The following is a 19,902-nucleotide window of genomic DNA, read 5'->3' as shown; positions in this document are numbered from 1 at the left end:
TTTGCAATGGGGATTGTGTAACGCGAAAACCAAACCTAGCGGTTGGTAAGCCTACCGCTAGGTTTGGTATCGAGCGGGTTTAATGATGACGCAGTAAGGTTAATCTTAAGTGTGAGCCAAGCACTGTGGTTTGAAAACGCACCGCATCCATCCAGTTGTACATGATCCACAGGCCACGGCCATGCTCGCTCAGTTGGTTTGGACACTCCTCGAAGGAAACCTTTGGCACTGTGGGGGAATGATCGAGTAAATCGACGACGATACGGTCATGGTTACAATGCACGATCAACACAATAGGCTCATGGGTATCCTGAGTATGGCTAATCACATTACTTACCGCTTCGAGTACGCAGGTAATCACTTTAAAGCGTTGGCGCTCATGCACATTTTGCATCAGCATAAACTGCTCTAACTCGTCACAGAAGGGATGTTGACGCCACTGTTCATGGGTGAGATTAAACTGCAAGCTGTTCATAGGGCCTCCAGAGCTATATTGGCATAGTTGGCAGATGGGTAAGTAATTAACATCATGGAAATATCATCTTGGGTTGTGCCGCTTTGCCACAGCTTTAAGGCGTGGCTTAAATGGCGCAGCAAGTCTTGATCGTTTAGGCTGTAGGCATTACGGCACAGGGCTTGTAACCGTTCTAAGCCAAAAAAACCAAATTTAGGGTGTTGGCACTCGTAGGCACCATCGGAAAACAGCAAGAGTCGAACCCCAGGTGCAAGCCTTATGATTTGATCTTGATACTGCACGGCGGAGTGGATCCCAAGGGGTAATTCGGTATCAAGAGACAAAGGCGCGCAGTCAGTTTCACTCAGTAGTAACGGCGAAGGATGGCCGGCGCTGCACAGGCGCAGCTCGCCAGTTTGGGTATGGATCTTTCCAAGTAGTAGGGTCACAAAACGGCCAGTATTATCAGGATCGCTCAACTCACGATTCAGCTGATTGACTATCTCCTGCGGCGACAAGCCACGCCAATCGGTTCGCTCTAGCGACAAACGCTGGGCAAGGCTGACACTCTGCAGCGCGGCGGCAACGCCATGGCCTGCGGCATCGATCAGGAAAAAACCAAGTTCACCATCACCCAAATCAAAACACTGATATAAATCCCCGGCAAGGTAATGGGCGGGTTGAAACTCATGGTGTAACTGCCAGCCCCTTGGCAAGGTTTTACTGCGGGGCAACAATTCCCGCTGCACTTTCGCGGCAGAAACTAAATCTTGTTTTAGGGTACTGAGCAAGGCGGATTCCTTAGCTAGCCCTTGCTGTAACAGTTGATTGTTGCGGCTCAGATGGTGCTGCAGCTGCACGATACGCATCGCGGCTAACATTCTGACCTTGAGTAGCTCCGGGTGAAACGGTTTACAGATAAAATCATCGGCGCCGGCTTCAATACCCAGCACTATGTCTGCGGTCTGATTATTAGAAGTTAACAGGATCACAAAGGGCGGTAACTGATGATTTTTTACGATTTGGCACAGCTCAATACCATTCATCTTGGGCATGCGCCAATCGCTGACAATGATATGTACCTCGTTGTGCGCGAGATAATCCACCGCCTCCTGACCATTGCTTAGGCTCTGGACTAACCAACCAAACTGCCTCAATAGCTGAGTGATATAAAGGCGTTCACTGTCCGTATCTTCCACAACCAGCACAGACAATGTAACGGCTTGCATCGATGACAACGAAGAGAGCGGCATAGTCTGGCTCCGATAATGGCGAATATTCTTCGATAGCAAGAGCTATGCCCATTTAAAAAAAGCCTGCTAATTGAGGTTGATACTGTCTACATGCGCTGGAAAGACCAAGCTAAAGACTGATTTTTTGTAGTTTGTTGCAAAATGCAAATCCGTCATCCATAGTGAGTTTATCTTTTGTGCAATGTTCTCCAAGGTGATTGTTTTTATTGGTGGTATTTTTTGTGGCATAGGGGTTGCTGATATCACCTCAGGGCGCGCTAGGTTGAGGCCCCCTGTGTAGCCTGCATATCATTAACAAAAGGACATTTAGCATGGATAAGTTTTCGACATTAGGCACCCTGTCGACCCCGAACAAGGCGAGTCATTGGCAATTTATCTGTTTGATAATTCTTATGATAAGTTTAATTTCACCGGTTAATGCTCAAGCTCCTCTCGTCGTAAAAAATACAAAACCCATATTGACCTTTGGCGTAGTTCCCCAGCAATCGGCTATTCAACTGGCTAAGCTATGGCCGCCAATCTTGGCGGCCTTGTCCGAAAATGCAAATTATCAATTGCAATTTGCAACGGCGCCCGACATTCCCACCTTTGAGCAACGCCTGAAAGACGGACAATACGATATTGCCTATATGAATCCCTATCATTATGTGGTGTTCCATGAAGCGCCTGGCTATCAGGCGCTTGCGCGGGAAAAGGACAAAAAACTGAAAGGATTACTCGTTGTCCGTAAGGATTCGCCGATAAAGTCCTTAACCGAGTTAGCGGGCAAAACCTTAGCTTTTCCCGCACCTGCCGCATTCGCGGCCAGCGTATTACCGAGAGCGCATTTAAAGCAGGGTAATATCGATGTGCAGGTGAAATATGTTGGCTCCCATGACTCGGTTTACTTAGCTGTACTTCAAGGACTCGTTGATGCTGGTGGCGGGGTGCAGCGCACCTTTAACAATTTGACCGATGCACAAAAACAGCAGCTAAATGTGCTTTGGCAGTCGCCAACCTACACGCCCCACGCCATTGCAACCCATCCGAGAGTGACAAAGGCGCAGCGTCAGCAGTTACTCGAACAATTAATGGCGCTATCCACGACGCCACAGGGGCAAGCCTTACTACAATCCGTCGACTTTTCTTCCTTTGTGGCGGCAGAAGACAAGGATTGGGATGATGTTCGTGAATTAAAACTGGGAACATTAACCAAGCCGCTCGAGGAGAAATAGTGTGTCCTTTAGACTGAAAACCATTTTAGGGATCGCCTTAATCGAAGGCTTACTCTTGTTTTTGTTGGTGTATACCAGCATTAACTACCTTAAATTGTCTAATCAGTCGCAAATTGAAAAACGGGCTGAGACCACCTTAACCTTGTTTTCGGTCGCCGCGCAGGATGCGGTGATCAGCAACGATCTCGCCACGCTGCAGTCATTGATCCAAGAGCTGCTGAGCCACAAGGAAGTGCTGTACGTCACTGTGTCTGATCAGAACCGTATTTTGGCCTATGGCGGCGCCGATAAATACATTCAAGTCTCCCATCAGGCGGATAAACACTTAGATCAAGTGGACGATGGGATCTTCGATCTGGTGCAATCCATTGAAGTCAACGGCTATCATTTTGGCTCAGTCAGTATGGGCTTTGAGACACAAAGCCTTGAGAAGCTCGTTCATACAGTGACACAGCAGATCCTCTCGATAGCAGGGGTAGAAATGTTGCTGGTGGCCTTGTTTTCACTGTTGCTGGGGCATTATCTCACCCGTAATTTAACCCAGCTGACCAGCGCCTCGAAACGCATTTTAGCGGGGGAATTGGGGGTGCGCGTCCCCGTGAAGGGCAAGGATGAAATCGCCCAGATGACTCGCGCTTTCAACAACATGGTGGATAAGGTCGATGCGCGTACTAAGGCGTTGGAAGCGGCGAATATCCGTCTTAACACCATTCTAGAATCGGCGGTCGATGGCTTTGTGATCATCAATGAATTTGGCATCATCACCGACATCAACCCCGCCGTCAGTCGACTCTTTGGTTATGCCCATAATGAATTGATTGGTCAGAATGTGTCGATTTTCATGCCGTTCGACCAAAGACCGCTGCACGATGGTTACATTCAGCAGTACTTCACGACCCATGTTGCCAAAATCATCGGCACCAGCCGCGAGTTAACCGCGCAACGTAAGGATGGGCAGTTATTTCCCATTGCTTTATCCGTGTCGCAGATGAGCATCGACAATCGGGCAATGTTTATCGGTTTGGTCAAAGACTTATCCGAAGCAAAACGCAAAGAAATTGCCGCGGCGAAAACCGAGTCCGTGCTCCTTGCCACCTTAGCGGCGAGCCAAGATTGTTTGATCACTATCGATATGTCGGGGAAAGTGATTGAGTTTAACCTCGCGGCCACACGACTCTTTGGTTACAGCCGCGAAGAGGCGGTTGGGGCCTTGTTAGAAGACTTAATCATTCCTGATGAGCACCACCATGGGCACCGACAAGGGATGGTCCATTATAAACAAACGGGTGAAGGGCAGATCCTCAATAAACGGGTTGAATTGCAGGCCCGTTGCAAGGCGGGTCATCAAATTCCCATTGAGCTTGAGGTGGTGCCTATTCAGCTTGGTGATGAAGTGCTGTTTACGGCCTTTTTACGGGATATTTCCGAGCGCAAAGCCAACGAACTCAAGTTGCAATTTGCTAAGGAACAAGCCGAGCAGGGCAGCCGAGTGAAATCGCGCTTCTTAGCGACCATGAGCCATGAGATCCGCTCGCCACTGAATGCAATTTTAGGCGGGGTGGAATTATTACTCGATTCATCCCTGAGTAAGGATCAGCGCATTCACGCCAATATCGCACGGGAAGCGGGCAGTGCGTTGCTGCATACCATTAACGATATTTTGGACTTCTCTAAGATTGAAGCCGGACAAATGGTGCTCGAGTCCCACGAATTTGAACCGGACAAACTGGTCGCCCAGGTGCTGCAAATTCTGGAGCCTAAGGCCTTTGAGAAGGGATTACAGCTGGTGAGCTTTGTGAACCGTAATGTGCCCCGCACTGTGGTTGGCGATCAGCAGCGCTTACGCCAAGTGCTGCATAACTTAGTGGATAATGCGATTAAGTTCACTTCGTCTGGCACCATTACCGTCGAAATGTGGCTGCCGGACAATCATCAAACAGAGGTGCAACTCTATTGCCGCGTTACCGATCCCGGTATTGGGATTGCGGCGGAGGCTCAAAGCAAATTATTTAAAGAATTCAGCCAAGTCCATGATACCCACAATACCAACTACAAGGGCACGGGCCTAGGTTTAGCCATCTGTAGCGAGCTTATCACTATGATGGGCGGCAGTATCGAATTACACAGCGAACTCGGTAAGGGCAGTTGCTTTACCTTTTATGTGTCTTTGCAGCTGCTCGATAGCAACTTCTGCCATAGCTATTACTTCCCCGCGCACTCGCGGGTACTGCTAGCCCATCAAGATGAGACCTGGCTCAGGCTAGTATCGAAACAATACTCGCAATATGGCGTGGAAACGGTCGAGGTGCAGGATTGGCCATCGATTAAACTCGCCAAGCAATTTAAGGGGCCGTTCAATCTTATCCTGCTCGATGAAACCTTTTTCTTCGAGGTGGATGAAAAAGATGTCCACCAATTACGAAAAGAACATTTAGCGCACGATGGCTCCATGGTGGCCTTAGTCTCGGGGATGAGCACTGAGATAGGCCAAACCTTGGCGACCTTAGGTCTAGATCAAGTGATCAATAAGCCATTAAGCCGTGCGATGCAGTTGGCACTCTTGAGTAAAGATGCGCTGGCAAACGAATTTGAAGAGGAATACGTGGCTCAGGAGAAATTCCAAGGCCATATTTTGCTGGCAGAGGATAGTCCTGCCAATCAAATTATTGCTGGGACTATGCTCACCAAGGCCGGCTTTGATGTCACTTACGCCTGTAATGGTGTCGAGGCGGTTAACTTAGTCGATAACAAGCCCTTCGATCTCGTCTTGATGGACGTACGTATGCCCGAAATGGATGGGCTTGAGGCCACACAAATTATTTTGCAGCAGCACCCAGAGCAAGTGATCCTCGCCATGTCCGCCAATGTGATGAAAGAAGAGATAGAGCATTGTTATCAAGTTGGAATGAAGGACTTTATCGCCAAACCGGTCAAACAAAAGACCTTGTTGCAGGTGATTCAAAAGTGGTTGCCCAATGCCGTTGTCAGTTTACAAAGCCCGGTAAAACCCGCTGAAAATACTGCGAGTTTGCTCGATGAGCCGCTACTTGCAGAGCTTGAGCAAACCCTGGGTAAGGCGAGTCTATCGAATATGATGAGTATCTTTTGCGATGAGTTAGCGCAGCGGCTCGAGAACTTAAGCACTCTCGCGGCCAGTCAAGTGGACGAGATAGAAGATCAAGCCCACACTCTAAAAAGCAGCTCGGGCAGCTTTGGGGCGGCGGCATTATTTGTACTCGCCCGAAAATTAGAAGCCTGCGCCCGAGAGCAGCAACTTGGCGCCATCCCAGAGCTGATGGCACAAATTGATGTCCTTGGTAAGCAGACACACAGCGTATTAACGGAACGTTTTATTCAATAGGGATAGCTATGAATTATTCTGCATTATTGGTCGAAGATAGCCTGTCACTCAGCGCGCTCTACACTGAGTATCTGCGTGCCGAGGACATAAAAGTGACCCATGCCCATTGCGGCGCAGACGCCTTAAGCGAGTTGTCCAACTGGCAGCCCGATCTGCTGATCCTCGATATCAAGCTGCCGGATATGTCGGGGCTGGATATCCTTAAGCAAGTGCAGCAGCGCTATCCCCATATCAGCACGATTATGATCACCGCCCACGGCAGTATCGATATAGCCATCGATGCCATGCGTTCAGGGGCATTCGATTTTTTAGTCAAACCCTTTGATAGTAAAAGGCTTTCTATTACCGTTCGCAATGCACTCAAGCAAAAGCAACTCTTAGAGCTCGTCACTCAATATGAAAACAGCTTACCGAAAGGCCATTACCAAGGGTTTATCGGTGATTCGCTGGCAATGCAGAGCGTGTACAAAACCATAGATTGTGTCGCTAACAGTAAGGCGTCGGTATTTATTATGGGGGAGAGCGGAACGGGTAAAGAGGTGTGCGCTCAGGCCATTCACCAAGTGGGTAACCGCGCCGACAAGCCTTTTATCGCCTTAAACTGCGCCTCTATTCCTAAGGATCTGATTGAAAGCGAAATTTTTGGCCACTGTAAGGGCGCATTTACCGGCGCCCACAGCAACCGAGATGGCGCAGCGACGCGTGCCGACGGTGGCACCTTGTTCCTTGACGAAATCTGCGAAATGGATTTAGAACTCCAGAGTAAACTACTGCGGTTTATCCAAACGGGGACTTTCCAGCGGGTGGGCGGCTCCAAGGAAGAGCATGTGGATATTCGTTTTATCAGCGCGACCAATCGCGAGCCCTGGGAAGAAGTCAAACTTGGGCATTTTCGTGAGGATTTGTTCTACCGCCTGCATGTTATCCCCATTGAACTGCCCCCTTTGCGCGCGCGGGGCAGCGATGTGCTCTTACTGGCCAAGCAATTATTAAAAACCTACAGCAAGGAAGAAGGAAAACAGTTTGTCGACTTTAACCCTCAAGCCGCGAGTATGCTGCAAGCCTATGATTGGCCGGGTAATGTGAGGCAACTTCAGAACGTTATTCGCCAAATTGTTGTGCTCAATGACGCAAGTCATGTCGAGCCCAGCATGTTCCCCGCACCGCTGAAGCAGCCCTCGCAACTGAGGAGCAATCAGCAAGTTCATACCAATATGCTTTCACAAAACAGTGCTAAGACTGAAACCCATACGCAGCTTCACAATCCACAGAACATAGATAACGCTATTCCACTGATAAGCAGCGAATTAGTGCCAGAGTCCACGCCAGAGGCGCATCCACACATCCAAGAGATGCGGATCCAACCACTGTGGTTAACCGAAAAGCAAACGATAGAAGGGGCGATTGCCCTGTGTGATGGTAATGTTCCAAAAGCGGCAGCACTACTGGATATCAGCCCATCGACCATTTATCGCAAACGGATGACATGGGAAGAACAAGAGGAACGTTCAACTTAATCAATCGCTGCATTTGAGGCGCAGACACTTTGCGTTAACACACAGCTTCAACAGCGAGCTTCCATATTGAACGTCAAAGTATCTGCGATTAGATATTTATCTACTTTTGTTGCGCAGCCTAGGCTCCACTGATCTAGACTCCACTAATCTAGGCTGCGCTACATCTCAAGCGTGCTAACACTGAGTGGTTCGGTTAACTCGTAATCGACCCACATTCTTAAACCTCTTCCCTAATCAATGGCGACGCTTGGTCTTGAAGAAGGCGAGTAATTGTTTTTGCTTACCCGCTTCTGATAACACATCGTGGCAAGCCTTACTGGCGTTACCGACTCCCACCACGTTTTGATCGACCATTTCTACCGTAGAAGAGATATTTCTGGAAATATCCTCTGTCACACTCGATTGTTCGCTCGAGGCCGTAGCGACCACTGTATTGACGTTAGAAATCGCATTGACTGAGGCCGAAATCCCCTGAAATGCTCTACGCACTTTTTCCGATACCATTTGAGACTCATCCAACAAACTGGTATTGTCCTTCATATAATGGTCTGCCTTTTCCGCCTGAGACTGTAATTTTGAAATAATTTCTTGGATATCAATGGTGGATTGCTGGGTTTTAGCCGCAAGAGAGCGAACCTCATCGGCGACAACGGCAAAACCGCGACCCGCTTCACCAGCCCTTGCCGCTTCAATTGCCGCATTGAGTGCCAGTAGGTTGGTTTGTTCGGAAATACTGGTAATCACATCGATAACCGAGCCAATTTCGATGGAATAGTCTTTCAACTGATTCACAATCGAGCCAGAATCTCGGATCGCCGCCCCAATTTTTACTGAAATATTATCAGACTCGCCGAGCGATTTATTGCCCTCAGAGACATTCGCCATCGCTTCGCCGGCACTGGTTTCGGCCTCGGTCGCATTTTTACTCACTTCTAGCGCGGTACTGGACATTTCATTGAGCGCCGTCGCAATTTGCTCGACCTGAACCAACATGTGCTGGGAATTATGTTCTACCTGATTCATGGTGGAGGCGAGGATTTCGGCCGAAGTGGCGGTATTGTCGGCGACGGTAATCAATTGCTCTGTCATCTCAGAAATTTTATCGGCTGTCTCATTACACCCCTGAGCCAAGAGGCCTAATTCATTGCTACCTGTATCCTGAATTCGGTCGGTAAGATCGCCATTAGCCAGTTTGGCAATAAAGCTCTGCACAGTTTTAATGGAGGTAATAATAAATTTTGAGATGAAGATGGAGGTGGCTAACACTAATAGCGACACTATGACTAAGATGGATACCATTATCGTTATCGACTCATCGTAAATCACATCGCCATAGCTGCTTGCATCCTGCGCGCCTTTGTAATTCAGATCCGATAACTTCAGCAATAAATCCGAATATTCGTTATACGCAGTGAGTGATTCAGTCAGCAGCAATTGCTTAGCATCTTCGTTTTTATTTGCCCGTGACAGTACCAGTAGCTTCTGATGAACGACAAGATATTCCTTATATAAGCGCTGAAAATCATTGAAGATATTTCGTTCTTCATTGCCGCTGATCAGTTGCTCGTAGGTGCGGATAGATTCATCGATTTGCGCTTTGGTTTTATCCAGCTCTCTTTCGGTTTCTTGCATCTGATCACTATCCAACGAAAGAATATGTCGGGATTCTAATACCCTAAGATCTGCGGTTTGACCGTTGAGTCGCTCAATGACCCGCACTGAGGGCAACCAGTCGTTGGATATGACGGTGGACTGATCATTGATGACTTGCATTTTGCTAATTGCCATCATGGTTAACCCTAGAATCGCAATAATAGGAATCGCAAACGCGCCAAGTAATAGGTGACTTATCTTTAGATTACGCATGTAAACCCCAGCAATGATGATTATGCCCAAATGTGTTTATCCGACGCCTGATACAGGCTTATTCCCTCCATAAATATATAAGCCAGACATTCAACTTTCGCTATGCCAACGAATAATTAATCGCTGAATTAACAGTAGTTATTTACAGGCTCCTAAAGGGGCTTTGTTTCCAAAATCGGTTTAACTGATTTAGATCTGACCCGATACTTTTGGACATCTCGCTAAGTGAGTAAACTCGCTTATTGAGGTGAAGTATGTCAACAAAGAAACCCCGCAAGATCCATACACAAGAATTTAAAGCCGAAGAGCTAAAGCTTGCTTAGAAGATTAGTGTAGCCGCCGCAACGCGTGAGGTTAATCCTACAAGTCACAGCTCTACAATTGGCGCGCCAGTGCCGAGACGAAATCCAACACTAGGTCTAGGGAAGCAGAACTAGCTGCCGAGGTCGCAAGACTTAAACGCCAACTTGCTGAACAAGCCGAAGATTTAGCCATTCAAAAATACCCAAGGGGTACACCGAGGCGGCGACCTACTTCGCGAAGAACAAAAGTAGCCAGATTTGAGTTATTCCTTGAGCATCAGCACCGCTTTTCTCTCTAGCAAGTGTTTAGCCAAGTGTCCACTATTACTGGATCAGATCATTTTTAGTCTCACTGTTTTGGCGCACAGGTTAGCCCATAACAATCTATTTCTACTTACTAAGAAATAAGCATCGTTATTCATTTTTTGGATAATTTCTTTGCTAGATTCAAGCTAATTTGAATTTTAAGCTGCTGTTGTGTGCCAACTAGGGTGGGGGTCAACAAAAAAATCGTCAAAAGCATCTTGTGCCAACAGGTTTGGCACGAAATGGGCACAAATTCAGAAAAACGGTGAATTAGAGGGAAATTTCGGTAAATCTGGATTAAGCAATAGAGGCAAAATCTGGCAGAGCCGAAGGGTGGGGCATGTTTATAAGAATCTTGATGGATGTTTTTATAGGGAGTTAAAGCGAGAAATGGTACACCCGAGTGGACTCGAACCACCGACCCCTACCATGTCAAGGTAGTGCTCTAACCAACTGAGCTACGGGTGCACTGTTTGAATTTCAAAATTTAGACTCTTTGAAGAGAGTGGTACACCCGAGTGGACTCGAACCACCGACCCCTACCATGTCAAGGTAGTGCTCTAACCAACTGAGCTACGGGTGCATTGTTTTAATCGTTACGGCAACACTACTTTGCGTTGTGCTTCGGAACGAGCGCTATATTAGGGGGATAGCGAAAGGCTGGCAAGCAAAAAAATGAATTTTATTGCCAAATGGTGAATTGCTGTGCAACTTGTCCAGTGTTTCAGCAAAGTTGTTGATAAAACGGCAAGTTAGACTGAGATGCAGGCCAAAATCACTCTGCGCGAAATAAAACGGCGAGCATTTAGCTCGCCGTTTTATCTTTCCATCTACTTAGTGATGCACGCTGCCGCCTTCAATCAAACTTAAATGCACACCATGCTTTTGAATATAACGGAGGCGGATGAAAAACAGCAGCGCCGCCGAGGTGAGGCCTGCAATTAATCCGGTCCAAAAACCATGGGCGCCCATGGCGGGTACGATAAAGTCGGTATACGCCAAGGTGTAACCTAAGGTCATGCCGATGCCCCAATAGGAGAACAGGGTAATGTAAAACGCACTGCGGGTATCTTTATATCCACGCAAGGCGCCGGCGGCGACCACCTGTACTGAGTCAGATAATTGATACAGCGCAGCCATCAGCATCAAACTGCCCGCAAGTACCACCACTTCGGGATCGCTGTTATACAACTCAGCGATTTGGAAGCGGAATAACACAGTTAAGATTGCCGTCGACAAGGCCAATGACAGCGCCAACCACAATCCGACCTTTGCCACCACGGCAGAAATATCCGCACGATCGCGACCAAGGTAGTAGCCAATGCGAATCGAGACAGCAATACCAATCGAGAGTGGCAACATAAATACTATGGCGGAGAAGTTCAACGCAATCTGATGGCTGGCCACCACAGTCGCGCCCAATGGAGCCAGCAGCAGGGCGATAATCGCAAACAGGCTCACCTCAAAGAAGAGTGCCATCGCAATCGGCATCCCAAGCTTCGTCATCTTTTTCATGGTGGCAAAATCGGGGCGATGGAACTGGCTAAAGGGCGCCAATGCGGCAAACTTTTTATGGAACTGCATATAAATCGTCATGGCAATCAACATGGCCCAAAACACCAGTGCTGTCGCGACACCACAACCGGCACCGCCCATGGCAGGCACGCCGAAATGACCATAAATAAAGATATAGTTCGCCGGAATATTCACCGCTAACCCCACGAATCCGATGATCATGGTCGGTAATGTGTAAGAAATCCCTTCACTGCAACCGCGTAATACCTGATAGAGCACAAATGCGGGCGCGCCCCATAAAATACCGTCGATATATCCTATGGTTAAGTTGTACAATTGGGGCTCTAAATTCATATGGCTGAGCACGAGTGGCGCGGATGCGAGAAACGCCATCACGCCAAGGCCACCAATTAAGGCCAGATAAGCGCCTTGAAACGCTAGCGGTTGAATAGCTTTCTGATTATTTGCGCCATTGTGATGGGCAAATAACGGCGTAAACGCCATCAGCAGCCCTTGGACAAATAAGATGGCAGGTAACCAAAGACTGGTTCCTACGGCCACGGCGGCCATATCGACAGCACTGACGCGGCCCGCCATGACAGTATCGATAAACCCCATCATGGTTTGTGTTACTTGGGCGATCAACACTGGGAGTGCGAGTTGAATTAAGCGTTTGGCCTGAAAGCCTGAATGATTCATAAATACAGCCTTTAACGAATAAGCGAGCAAAAAATGTTTACTGGTATAGTTCAAGCCACCTGTAAGGTGGTTGCAATACATAAGAAAGATGGCCTAAATACCCTTGAGGTAGCGTTTAAACCTGATTTGCATGAGGGACTTGCGATTGGTGCAAGTGTGGCAAATAACGGGGTATGTCTGACGGTGACTCAGGTCGTTGATGATAGGGTATTTTTCGATGTAGTGGAAGAGACCTTAAGGTTGACAAACCTTGCCAATTTGACCGTTGGCCAGCGGGTGAACATTGAGCGTTCTTTGACGTTCGGCAGCGAAATCGGCGGCCATATCCTCTCGGGACACATTCACACTAAGGCGAAAGTGAGTCACATTAGTCATACCGAGCAGCATTATGATCTGACCTTAAGTGTCGAGCCCAAATGGATGAACTATATCCTTTATAAAGGTTTTGTCGGGGTAAACGGTTGCAGCTTAACGGTAGGCGAGGTGACCGAAAGCAGTTTTATGCTGCACTTGATCCCAGAAACCCTCAAATTAACCAATTTAGGCCAGTGTCAGGTTGGAGATGAGTTAAATATCGAAATTGACAGCCAAACCCAAGCGATCGTCGACACCGTCGAGCGCGTGCTGGCCAAACGTTTTAGCGGCCAATCTTAATTAACATGCCTAGTAAATTTGCTCGTCGTCCGAGTCAATATATAACTCTATGGTGCGGCGGGCATCATCCACATGTAAACGCAAGTGGATGGGATTACAACAAATTCGGCAGTCATCGTAATAATCCTGATCGCCACTGCTGGCATCAATACTAATATGTTGATGGTGTCCGCAGTGGGGGCAGGCAATCACTTTATTCATGATCCTCATGGCGCAACTCCTCTCTAACGAATGCTAGGGATGACACTTGTCGCTAAGCCTTCACACTGGCTTTAGTTGAGTATACAAGAATGTGCCGTGGCAACTTAGATAAAGTCGGTATCAAAATCTCATTAACTAGATTTTTCCGTTCCGCTCAGCGCTGGGTACTTTTTCACTGAAATTTATCTAGCGTAAGAACCGTCAAGCATGCGCACCAGTTAAGTTAACTCAATCCTTTACTGTCATCAATTCGACAGGCACAGTCGGTAATATACCCTCCTCTATATTGTCACTAATGGCCTGCGATAGCTGTTCTATCTGCAGCAAAAGCTCGGCGTGGATATCGGCTTGTAAACCAATGGCGTCGAATTGCACCGCTTGGCGTTGAACCGCTCGGGGTTCAGGTTGAATGAGTGGCGTGGGGCTAACTGGGATTGGGTTCTGGGCGACTTGGCTAAGTGCAACCGTCAATAGGATACTCGTGAACATACCAACTCCTTTGGCTTCATTATTTACAGCGATGCGACTGCGCGATATGCGTGGTGGTAAACCTCCAACCTACCCGCAATCATTTAACGCGCATAGCGTAGGGGCGTTAAATGACTGCCACATGAACGATTGACTGCAATATGATGAATTCACGGCAAACTTTGCGGATTGATGTTAATAAAGGAGCTGATTTGGGGGCTAAGCCTCGCAATTGGCCCATTTAACTTGCGTGCCTTAAAGACTATCCCGTAGAATAACTGTCCTGCTACGCAAGGCGGCTAAGACTCCTGTACTGTCTTAACCTCGCGAGCATTCTCTTTTTACTTAATCACCATGTGGCCCTACGTGTGGGTCACCACTGGACAAGGATATTTCATGCCTGTAATTACACTTCCTGATGGTAGCAAACGCGAGTTTGCACATCCCGTATCGACTCTCGATGTTGCCGCTGATATCGGCCCTGGTCTTGCTAAAGCCTGTATCGCTGGTCGCGTGAATGGCGAACTCAAAGACGCTTGCGATCTTATCGAAACCGATGCTGAACTTTCTATTATTACCGCTAAAGACGAAGAAGGTATTGAAATCCTTCGCCATTCTTGCGCGCATTTATTAGGCCATGCAATCAAGCAATTATGGCCACAAACCAAGATGGCGATCGGTCCTGTGATCGATAACGGCTTCTATTACGACATCGATCTTGAGCACAAGCTGACTCAAGAAGATATCGAAGCCCTAGAAAAACGTATGCTTGAACTGGCGAAAACAAATTACGACGTAGTCAAACGCGTTGTGAGCTGGCAAGAAGCCCGTGATACCTTCGCCGCCCGCGGTGAAGAATACAAGATCGCGATTCTGGATGAGAACATCAGCAAAGATGCGACTCCAGCGCTCTATCATCACGAAGAATACACTGACATGTGCCGTGGTCCACACGTGCCAAACATGCGTTTCTGCCATCATTTCAAGTTGATGAGCATTGCCGGCGCTTATTGGCGCGGTAACTCTGAAAACAAGATGCTGCAACGTATTTACGGTACTGCATGGGCGGATAAAAAAGCCCTGAGCACCCATTTAGCCCGTCTTGAAGAAGCGGCTAAACGTGACCACCGTAAGATTGGTAAGCAGCTTGACCTCTACCATATGCAAGAAGAAGCTCCTGGCATGGTGTTCTGGCATAACGACGGTTGGAGCATCTTCCTCGAATTAGAACGTTTCATTCGCCGTAAGTTAAATCAATACACTTACCAAGAAGTGAAAGGTCCGTTGATGATGGACCGCGTATTATGGGAACGTTCTGGTCACTGGGATAAATACTCAGAAGCCATGTTCACAACCAGCAGTGAAAACCGTGAATACGCGGTTAAGCCAATGAACTGCCCAGGCCACGTACAGATCTTCAACCAAGGCTTGAAATCTTACCGTGATCTGCCACTGCGTATGGCGGAGTTTGGTTGCTGTCACCGTAATGAGCCATCAGGTTCGCTGCACGGTTTGATGCGCGTACGTGGTTTTACTCAAGACGATGCCCATATCTTCTGTACTGAAGATCAAGTTCAAGCAGAAGTGAGCTCTTGTATCCAAATGGTATACGACACTTACTCGACATTCGGCTTTGAAAACATCGTTGTAAAACTGTCGACTCGCCCAGAAAAACGTATCGGTGACGATGCCATGTGGGACAGAGCCGAAGAAGCACTTAAGCAAGCTTTACGTGCTAACAACATCGAGTTCACCATTTTACCGGGTGAAGGCGCCTTCTACGGTCCTAAGATTGAGTTCACGCTGCACGACTGTTTAGACCGTGCATGGCAATGCGGTACTGTGCAATTAGACTACGCATTACCAAGCCGTTTAGGTGCAACTTATGTCGCCGAAGATAACAGCCGTCAAACGCCAGTGATGATCCATCGTGCGATTTTAGGCTCGTTGGAGCGTTTCTTAGGTATTTTGATCGAAGAATACGCAGGTCGTTTCCCAACTTGGTTGGCTCCAATGCAAGTTGTCGTGATGAATATCACCGACAAACAGGCTGATTATGTTGAAGAAGTGGTCAAATTCTTCAAAGAACAAGGTATTCGCGCCTCATTTGACTTGAGGAATGAGAAAATAGGCTTTAAAATACGCGAGCACACCTTAAGGCGTGTTCCTTATTTATTGGTCGTTGGCGATCAGGAAATGGAAAATAAGGAAGTTGCGGTGCGTACACGTGATGGCGTTGACTTAGGTAAGATGCGAATCGAAGATTTCGCCGCTAAGATCCATCAACAAATTTCGCTCCGTAGTCTCAAATTGTTGGAGGAATAGGTCATAAAGATCAAGAAAACAGCAGGGCGTCAGCTGGCCCCTAATAGAATCAATGAAGAAATCACAGGTGTACCAGAAGTACGCTTAACTGGCATTGATGGTGAAGCTATTGGTGTGGTAAGCATCAGAGATGCTCAGAATTTGGCAGATGAAGCGGGTGTAGACCTAGTCGAAATTAGTCCAAACGCTGAACCTCCAGTATGTCGCATTATGGACTACGGTAAGTTCCTATTTGATAAAGCGAAAGCTCAAAAGGAACAAAAGAAGAAGCAAAAACAGGTTCAGGTTAAGGAAATTAAATTCCGTCCTGGAACTGACGAAAACGACTATCAGGTAAAACTACGCAACCTGATACGTTTTCTGGAAGACGGGGACAAAGCGAAAATTACGCTTCGTTTCCGAGGCCGCGAAATGGCTCACCAAAACCTGGGTATGGATCTGTTGAACCGTATCAAAACAGATTTGGATGAGTATGCAATTGTTGAATCCTTCCCGAAAATGGAAGGCCGACAAGCCATTATGGTGCTAGCGCCTAAAAAGAAATAAGTAGGGCAACCTATAAAAGTAGCGAAGGCTATATGCCTTCGCTCGCCTTGCTTTTTATTTAACATCCCAATGCGGAGTTTTAGTAATGCCTAAAATGAAAACCGACAGAGGTGTAGCGAAGCGTTTTAAGAAAACCGCTAATGGTTTCAAGCGCAAGCAAGCCCATTTACGTCACATTCTGACCAAAAAGAGCACTAAGCGTAAGCGTCACTTACGTAACAAGTGTTTAGTTGCTAAAGTTGACGTTCCAGCAATCGCGCGTCAATTACCATACGCTTAATTTAGGAGATTAGAAAATGCCAAGAGTTAAGCGTGGTGTAACCGCACGTGCTCGTCACAAGAAAGTTTTAAAATTAGCTAAAGGTTATTATGGCGCTCGTAGCCGTACTTACCGTGTTGCTGTTCAAGCAGTAACTAAAGCTGGTCAATATGCTTACCGTGACCGTCGTCAGAAAAAACGTCAATTCCGTCAACTGTGGATTGCACGTATTAATGCTGCAGCTCGTCAAAATGGTCTGTCTTACAGCCGTTTCATCAACGGTCTGAAAAAGGCGTCTATCGAAATCGATCGTAAGATTTTGGCTGACATCGCTGTATTCGACAAAGTTGTATTCGCAACTTTAGTTGAAAAAGCAAAAGAAGCGTTAAACTAAGCAATTAGTTTGTCGCACTTAAGAGGGGACCATTTGGTCCCTTTTTTTGTTGCTGCTGTGACCGTCTTAAATAGCGTTGAGGCTTGCTTCGAGCGAGTCACAAAATACAGATAAAAAATAGCAGGCTAATGCCTGCTATTTCATTTGAGTGGGCGAGCACCCGTAAAAGTCACACTCGATTGTTTCGGCGCGTAATTACTTTTTAGCGTCTAAGTAACGCTCAGCATCTAATGCTGCCATACAACCAGTTCCCGCAGAGGTAATCGCTTGACGGTAATGTTGATCCATAACGTCACCTGCGGCAAACACACCTTCGATGCTGGTTTGGGTCGCGTTACCTTGAAGGCCGCTTTGCACCTTCAGATAACCGTTGTTCATCTCTAATTGGCCTTCGAAAATCCCAGTATTGGGGCTGTGACCAATAGCCACGAACACACCGGCAACGGCCAGATCTGTGATAGCGCCATCTTTAGTGCTCTTCATTTTCAGGCCTGTTACACCCATAGCATCACCAACGACTTCTTCCATGGTTTGGTCAAGGTGCAGGATAATGTTGCCGTTAGCCACTTTATCCATTAAACGATCGATAAGGATTTTCTCTGAGCGGAAGGTGTCACGGCGGTGAATTAAGTGCACTTCGGCGGCGATGTTACTCAAATAAAGTGCTTCTTCAACGGCAGTGTTACCGCCACCAATGACGGCAACTTTCTGATTGCGATAGAAGAAACCATCACAGGTCGCACAGGCCGATACGCCGCGTCCTTTAAACGCTTCTTCAGACTCCAGACCTAAGTAACGGGCAGAAGCACCTGTCGCAATGATCAGCGCATCACAAGTGTATTCGCCATTGTCGCCTTTTAAACGGAAAGGGCGCTCAGTCAGCGTCACTTCATTGATATGGTCGAAAAGGATTTCAGTATCAAACTTTTCCGCATGCTTTTGCATACGTTCCATTAATGCGGGACCCGTTAAGTCTTCTGCATCACCTGGCCAGTTTTCAACTTCAGTCGTGGTCGTTAACTGACCACCTTGCTGCATACCTGTGATCATCACAGGCTTTAAGTTTGCGCGCGCAGCATAAACTGCGGCCGTGTATCCTGCGGGACCTGAACCTAAAATCAATAGGTTACTGTGTCTGACTTGGCTCATTTTTATCTCCGTGCCTTTAGCAAATTGCATGGATTGTAGGGAATTTACCTGTAGGGGTAAAGCGCTGTTTGGTGATTCTTTTAGATTATGCTAATCGAATCCTAAGGCAAATTGTCAGCCTGAGTTTACTAAGGCTTTGGCTTAAACCCCGCACGGGTGAAGATATTTGTGATCAGCATAAAAAATCGGCCTCAACAGAGTGAGGCCGAACAAAGCAGAGTAGGTCAGAAAGACCTAGGCTCTCATATGATTAGGCTAATAAACTTGCTGGCGCTGTGTACTCAAGATTTAATGCTTGCGCCACTTCTTTACAAACCAGTTTGCCGTGCATCACGTTCAAACCGTTCAGTAAGTGTTTGTCTTGTAACAAGGCGGCTTTATAACCTAAGTTAGCTAACTTAAGGATATAAGGCAGAGTCGCGTTATTCAGAGCGAAGGTAGAAGTGCGGGCAACTGCACCTGGCATGTTTGCCACACAGTAGTGCACTACGTCATCAACGATGTAGGTAGGATCTTGGTGAGTCGTTGCATGTGAAGTTTCCACACAACCACCTTGGTCGATTGCTACGTCAACGATAGCACTGCCAGGCTTCATGCGTGCGATCATGCTACGTGTTACAAGCTTAGGCGCTGCAGCACCTGGAATTAATACGCCACCAATCACAAGATCAGCTTCTAATACATGGCGCTCAATCGCATCGGCAGTTGAGTAAACAGCCTTAACTGCAGAACCAAATTGTACGTTTAAGCGACGCAGTGCATCGATGCTACGGTCAAGAACAACAACATCAGCGCCCATGCCTACCGCCATTTGTGCAGCATTGGTACCGACCATGCCACCACCGATGATCACTACTTTTGCAGGCTCAACACCTGGAACACCGCCTAATAACATGCCGCGACCACCAGAGGATTTCTCTAATGCCATCGCACCCGCTTGGATAGACATACGACCAGCCACTTCTGACATTGGGGCTAGCAGAGGTAAGCCTCCACGGTCATCAGTCACGGTTTCGTAAGCGATACACACGGCACCACTTTTAATTAAATCTTCAGTTTGTGGTAAATCTGGCGCTAAATGCAGATAAGTGAATAAAATCTGGTCATGACGCAGCATAGCGCGTTCGACTGCTTGAGGCTCTTTTACCTTTACGATCATCTCTGCTTTAGCAAAGACTTCAGCAGCAGTTGCTAATATTTTAGCACCTGCATCAACATAATCCTGATCTGAAAAACCAATTCCCGTGCCGGCATTAGTTTCAACAAACACTTCATGACCTTTGATGGTCAATTCGCGAACGCTTGAAGGAACCATACCGACACGATACTCGTGGTTTTTAATTTCCTTTGGTACACCAATAATCATTTTTGAGCCTCAATTGCCTGAAAAACCCACTTTTAATGGGCATAATTGTTATT

Annotated in this window: 16 protein-coding genes, 2 tRNA genes and 1 pseudogene; 9 read left to right on the top strand and 10 right to left on the bottom strand. The window is 47.3% G+C overall.

What is annotated here, in order from left to right; genetic code table 11:
* Positions 1-79: 79 nt before the first annotated feature.
* Positions 80-475, bottom strand: a complete 396-nt coding sequence (locus ACUZ8J_RS10820; RefSeq protein ID WP_374917140.1) for an ATP-binding protein — start codon at positions 473-475, stop codon at positions 80-82.
* On the bottom strand, positions 472-1,707 hold the full coding sequence (locus tag ACUZ8J_RS10815; protein ID WP_446693816.1) for a PP2C family protein-serine/threonine phosphatase: 1,236 nt from the start codon (positions 1,705-1,707) through the stop codon (positions 472-474). The genes ACUZ8J_RS10820 and ACUZ8J_RS10815 overlap by 4 nt, the downstream gene beginning before the upstream one ends.
* Before the next feature lie 311 nt (positions 1,708-2,018).
* On the opposite strand from ACUZ8J_RS10815, the gene ACUZ8J_RS10810 reads away from it, so the two are divergent.
* The 3 genes from ACUZ8J_RS10810 to ACUZ8J_RS10800 are packed head-to-tail and all read left to right on the top strand — an operon-like array spanning position 2,019 to position 7,799.
* Entirely contained in the window at positions 2,019-2,921 is a 903-nt protein-coding gene (locus ACUZ8J_RS10810; protein ID WP_446693815.1) for a phosphate/phosphite/phosphonate ABC transporter substrate-binding protein, read from the top strand.
* 1 nt (position 2,922) lies between these two features.
* A complete protein-coding gene (locus ACUZ8J_RS10805) occupies positions 2,923-6,282 on the top strand; it encodes a PAS domain S-box protein (protein WP_446693814.1) in 3,360 nt (1,119 codons plus the stop codon).
* Positions 6,283-6,290: 8 nt separating this feature from the next.
* The gene (locus ACUZ8J_RS10800) at positions 6,291-7,799 is read left to right on the top strand and encodes a sigma-54-dependent transcriptional regulator (protein WP_446693813.1); all 1,509 of its coding nucleotides are present in this window, start codon (positions 6,291-6,293) and stop codon (positions 7,797-7,799) included.
* Between the two features lie 234 nt (positions 7,800-8,033).
* Here ACUZ8J_RS10800 and ACUZ8J_RS10795 read toward each other — a convergent pair whose 3' ends face one another.
* Positions 8,034-9,665 (bottom strand): methyl-accepting chemotaxis protein, encoded by a 1,632-nt coding sequence (locus tag ACUZ8J_RS10795; RefSeq protein ID WP_446693812.1) that lies wholly within the window; start codon positions 9,663-9,665, stop codon positions 8,034-8,036.
* A gap of 254 nt (positions 9,666-9,919) precedes the next feature.
* Between ACUZ8J_RS10795 and ACUZ8J_RS10790 the strand changes: the two are divergent.
* Positions 9,920-10,263, top strand: a pseudogene (locus tag ACUZ8J_RS10790) (transposase); the annotation flags it as partial.
* 401 nt (positions 10,264-10,664) lie between these two features.
* Here the strand turns inward: ACUZ8J_RS10790 and ACUZ8J_RS10785 are convergent.
* The 3 genes from ACUZ8J_RS10785 to ACUZ8J_RS10775 all read right to left on the bottom strand — a co-directional run bounded on the left by ACUZ8J_RS10785 (position 10,665) and on the right by ACUZ8J_RS10775 (position 12,487).
* Positions 10,665-10,741, bottom strand: a tRNA-Val gene (locus ACUZ8J_RS10785).
* A 38-nt stretch (positions 10,742-10,779) separates the two neighbouring features.
* Positions 10,780-10,856, bottom strand: a tRNA-Val gene (locus ACUZ8J_RS10780).
* 251 nt (positions 10,857-11,107) lie between these two features.
* Entirely contained in the window at positions 11,108-12,487 is a 1,380-nt protein-coding gene (locus tag ACUZ8J_RS10775) for an MATE family efflux transporter (RefSeq protein ID WP_089067799.1), read from the bottom strand.
* A 33-nt stretch (positions 12,488-12,520) separates the two neighbouring features.
* Here ACUZ8J_RS10775 and ACUZ8J_RS10770 point away from each other — a divergent pair, with 33 nt between their 5' ends.
* Positions 12,521-13,141 carry a riboflavin synthase subunit alpha gene (locus ACUZ8J_RS10770; RefSeq protein WP_446693811.1) on the top strand — a complete coding sequence of 207 codons (621 nt, stop codon included), beginning with the start codon at positions 12,521-12,523 and terminating at the stop codon, positions 13,139-13,141.
* A 9-nt stretch (positions 13,142-13,150) separates the two neighbouring features.
* Here the strand turns inward: ACUZ8J_RS10770 and ACUZ8J_RS10765 are convergent, their stop codons facing one another.
* Together ACUZ8J_RS10765 and ACUZ8J_RS10760 are read right to left on the bottom strand one after the other, a co-directional pair.
* Positions 13,151-13,351, bottom strand: a complete 201-nt coding sequence (locus ACUZ8J_RS10765) for a CPXCG motif-containing cysteine-rich protein (protein ID WP_011622722.1) — start codon at positions 13,349-13,351, stop codon at positions 13,151-13,153.
* 219 nt (positions 13,352-13,570) lie between these two features.
* Positions 13,571-13,831 (bottom strand): hypothetical protein, encoded by a 261-nt coding sequence (locus tag ACUZ8J_RS10760; protein WP_446693810.1) that lies wholly within the window; start codon positions 13,829-13,831, stop codon positions 13,571-13,573.
* Between the two features lie 375 nt (positions 13,832-14,206).
* On the opposite strand from ACUZ8J_RS10760, the gene thrS reads away from it, so the two are divergent.
* From thrS to rplT, 4 genes are all read left to right on the top strand, one after another.
* On the top strand, positions 14,207-16,135 hold the full coding sequence (gene thrS, locus ACUZ8J_RS10755; protein ID WP_011622724.1) for a threonine--tRNA ligase: 1,929 nt from the start codon (positions 14,207-14,209) through the stop codon (positions 16,133-16,135).
* Between the two features lie 3 nt (positions 16,136-16,138).
* Positions 16,139-16,681: a translation initiation factor IF-3 gene (gene infC, locus ACUZ8J_RS10750; protein WP_084294816.1), complete on the top strand. Its 543-nt coding sequence runs from the start codon at positions 16,139-16,141 to the stop codon at positions 16,679-16,681.
* Positions 16,682-16,766: 85 nt separating this feature from the next.
* Entirely contained in the window at positions 16,767-16,961 is a 195-nt protein-coding gene (gene rpmI, locus ACUZ8J_RS10745; protein ID WP_011072303.1) for a 50S ribosomal protein L35, read from the top strand.
* Between the two features lie 16 nt (positions 16,962-16,977).
* Positions 16,978-17,334 (top strand): 50S ribosomal protein L20, encoded by a 357-nt coding sequence (rplT, locus tag ACUZ8J_RS10740; protein ID WP_006081652.1) that lies wholly within the window; start codon positions 16,978-16,980, stop codon positions 17,332-17,334.
* Between the two features lie 195 nt (positions 17,335-17,529).
* On the opposite strand, the gene trxB is transcribed toward rplT, so the two are convergent.
* A complete protein-coding gene (gene trxB / locus ACUZ8J_RS10735) occupies positions 17,530-18,483 on the bottom strand; it encodes a thioredoxin-disulfide reductase (protein ID WP_011717030.1) in 954 nt (317 codons plus the stop codon).
* Between the two features lie 250 nt (positions 18,484-18,733).
* Positions 18,734-19,849 (bottom strand): alanine dehydrogenase, encoded by a 1,116-nt coding sequence (ald, locus tag ACUZ8J_RS10730; RefSeq protein ID WP_011622728.1) that lies wholly within the window; start codon positions 19,847-19,849, stop codon positions 18,734-18,736.
* Positions 19,850-19,902: the final 53 nt, after the last annotated feature.

This window comes from Shewanella sp. Koi 1, from assembly GCF_052907445.1.
Note: the sequence above shows the minus strand (reverse complement) of the source record. Positions and strands in the feature narration are given on the sequence as shown.

Coding starts and splice junctions, on each gene's coding strand:
- ACUZ8J_RS10820 (WP_374917140.1), bottom strand. CDS start 475: ATGAACAGCTTGCAGTTTAATCTCACCCATGAACAGTGGCGTCAACAT.
- ACUZ8J_RS10815 (WP_446693816.1), bottom strand. CDS start 1,707: ATGCCGCTCTCTTCGTTGTCATCGATGCAAGCCGTTACATTGTCTGTG.
- ACUZ8J_RS10810 (WP_446693815.1), top strand. CDS start 2,019: ATGGATAAGTTTTCGACATTAGGCACCCTGTCGACCCCGAACAAGGCG.
- ACUZ8J_RS10800 (WP_446693813.1), top strand. CDS start 6,291: ATGAATTATTCTGCATTATTGGTCGAAGATAGCCTGTCACTCAGCGCG.
- ACUZ8J_RS10795 (WP_446693812.1), bottom strand. CDS start 9,665: ATGCGTAATCTAAAGATAAGTCACCTATTACTTGGCGCGTTTGCGATT.
- ACUZ8J_RS10775 (WP_089067799.1), bottom strand. CDS start 12,487: ATGAATCATTCAGGCTTTCAGGCCAAACGCTTAATTCAACTCGCACTC.
- ACUZ8J_RS10770 (WP_446693811.1), top strand. CDS start 12,521: ATGTTTACTGGTATAGTTCAAGCCACCTGTAAGGTGGTTGCAATACAT.
- ACUZ8J_RS10765 (WP_011622722.1), bottom strand. CDS start 13,351: ATGAGGATCATGAATAAAGTGATTGCCTGCCCCCACTGCGGACACCAT.
- ACUZ8J_RS10760 (WP_446693810.1), bottom strand. CDS start 13,831: ATGTTCACGAGTATCCTATTGACGGTTGCACTTAGCCAAGTCGCCCAG.
- thrS (WP_011622724.1), top strand. CDS start 14,207: ATGCCTGTAATTACACTTCCTGATGGTAGCAAACGCGAGTTTGCACAT.
- rpmI (WP_011072303.1), top strand. CDS start 16,767: ATGCCTAAAATGAAAACCGACAGAGGTGTAGCGAAGCGTTTTAAGAAA.
- rplT (WP_006081652.1), top strand. CDS start 16,978: ATGCCAAGAGTTAAGCGTGGTGTAACCGCACGTGCTCGTCACAAGAAA.
- trxB (WP_011717030.1), bottom strand. CDS start 18,483: ATGAGCCAAGTCAGACACAGTAACCTATTGATTTTAGGTTCAGGTCCC.
- ald (WP_011622728.1), bottom strand. CDS start 19,849: ATGATTATTGGTGTACCAAAGGAAATTAAAAACCACGAGTATCGTGTC.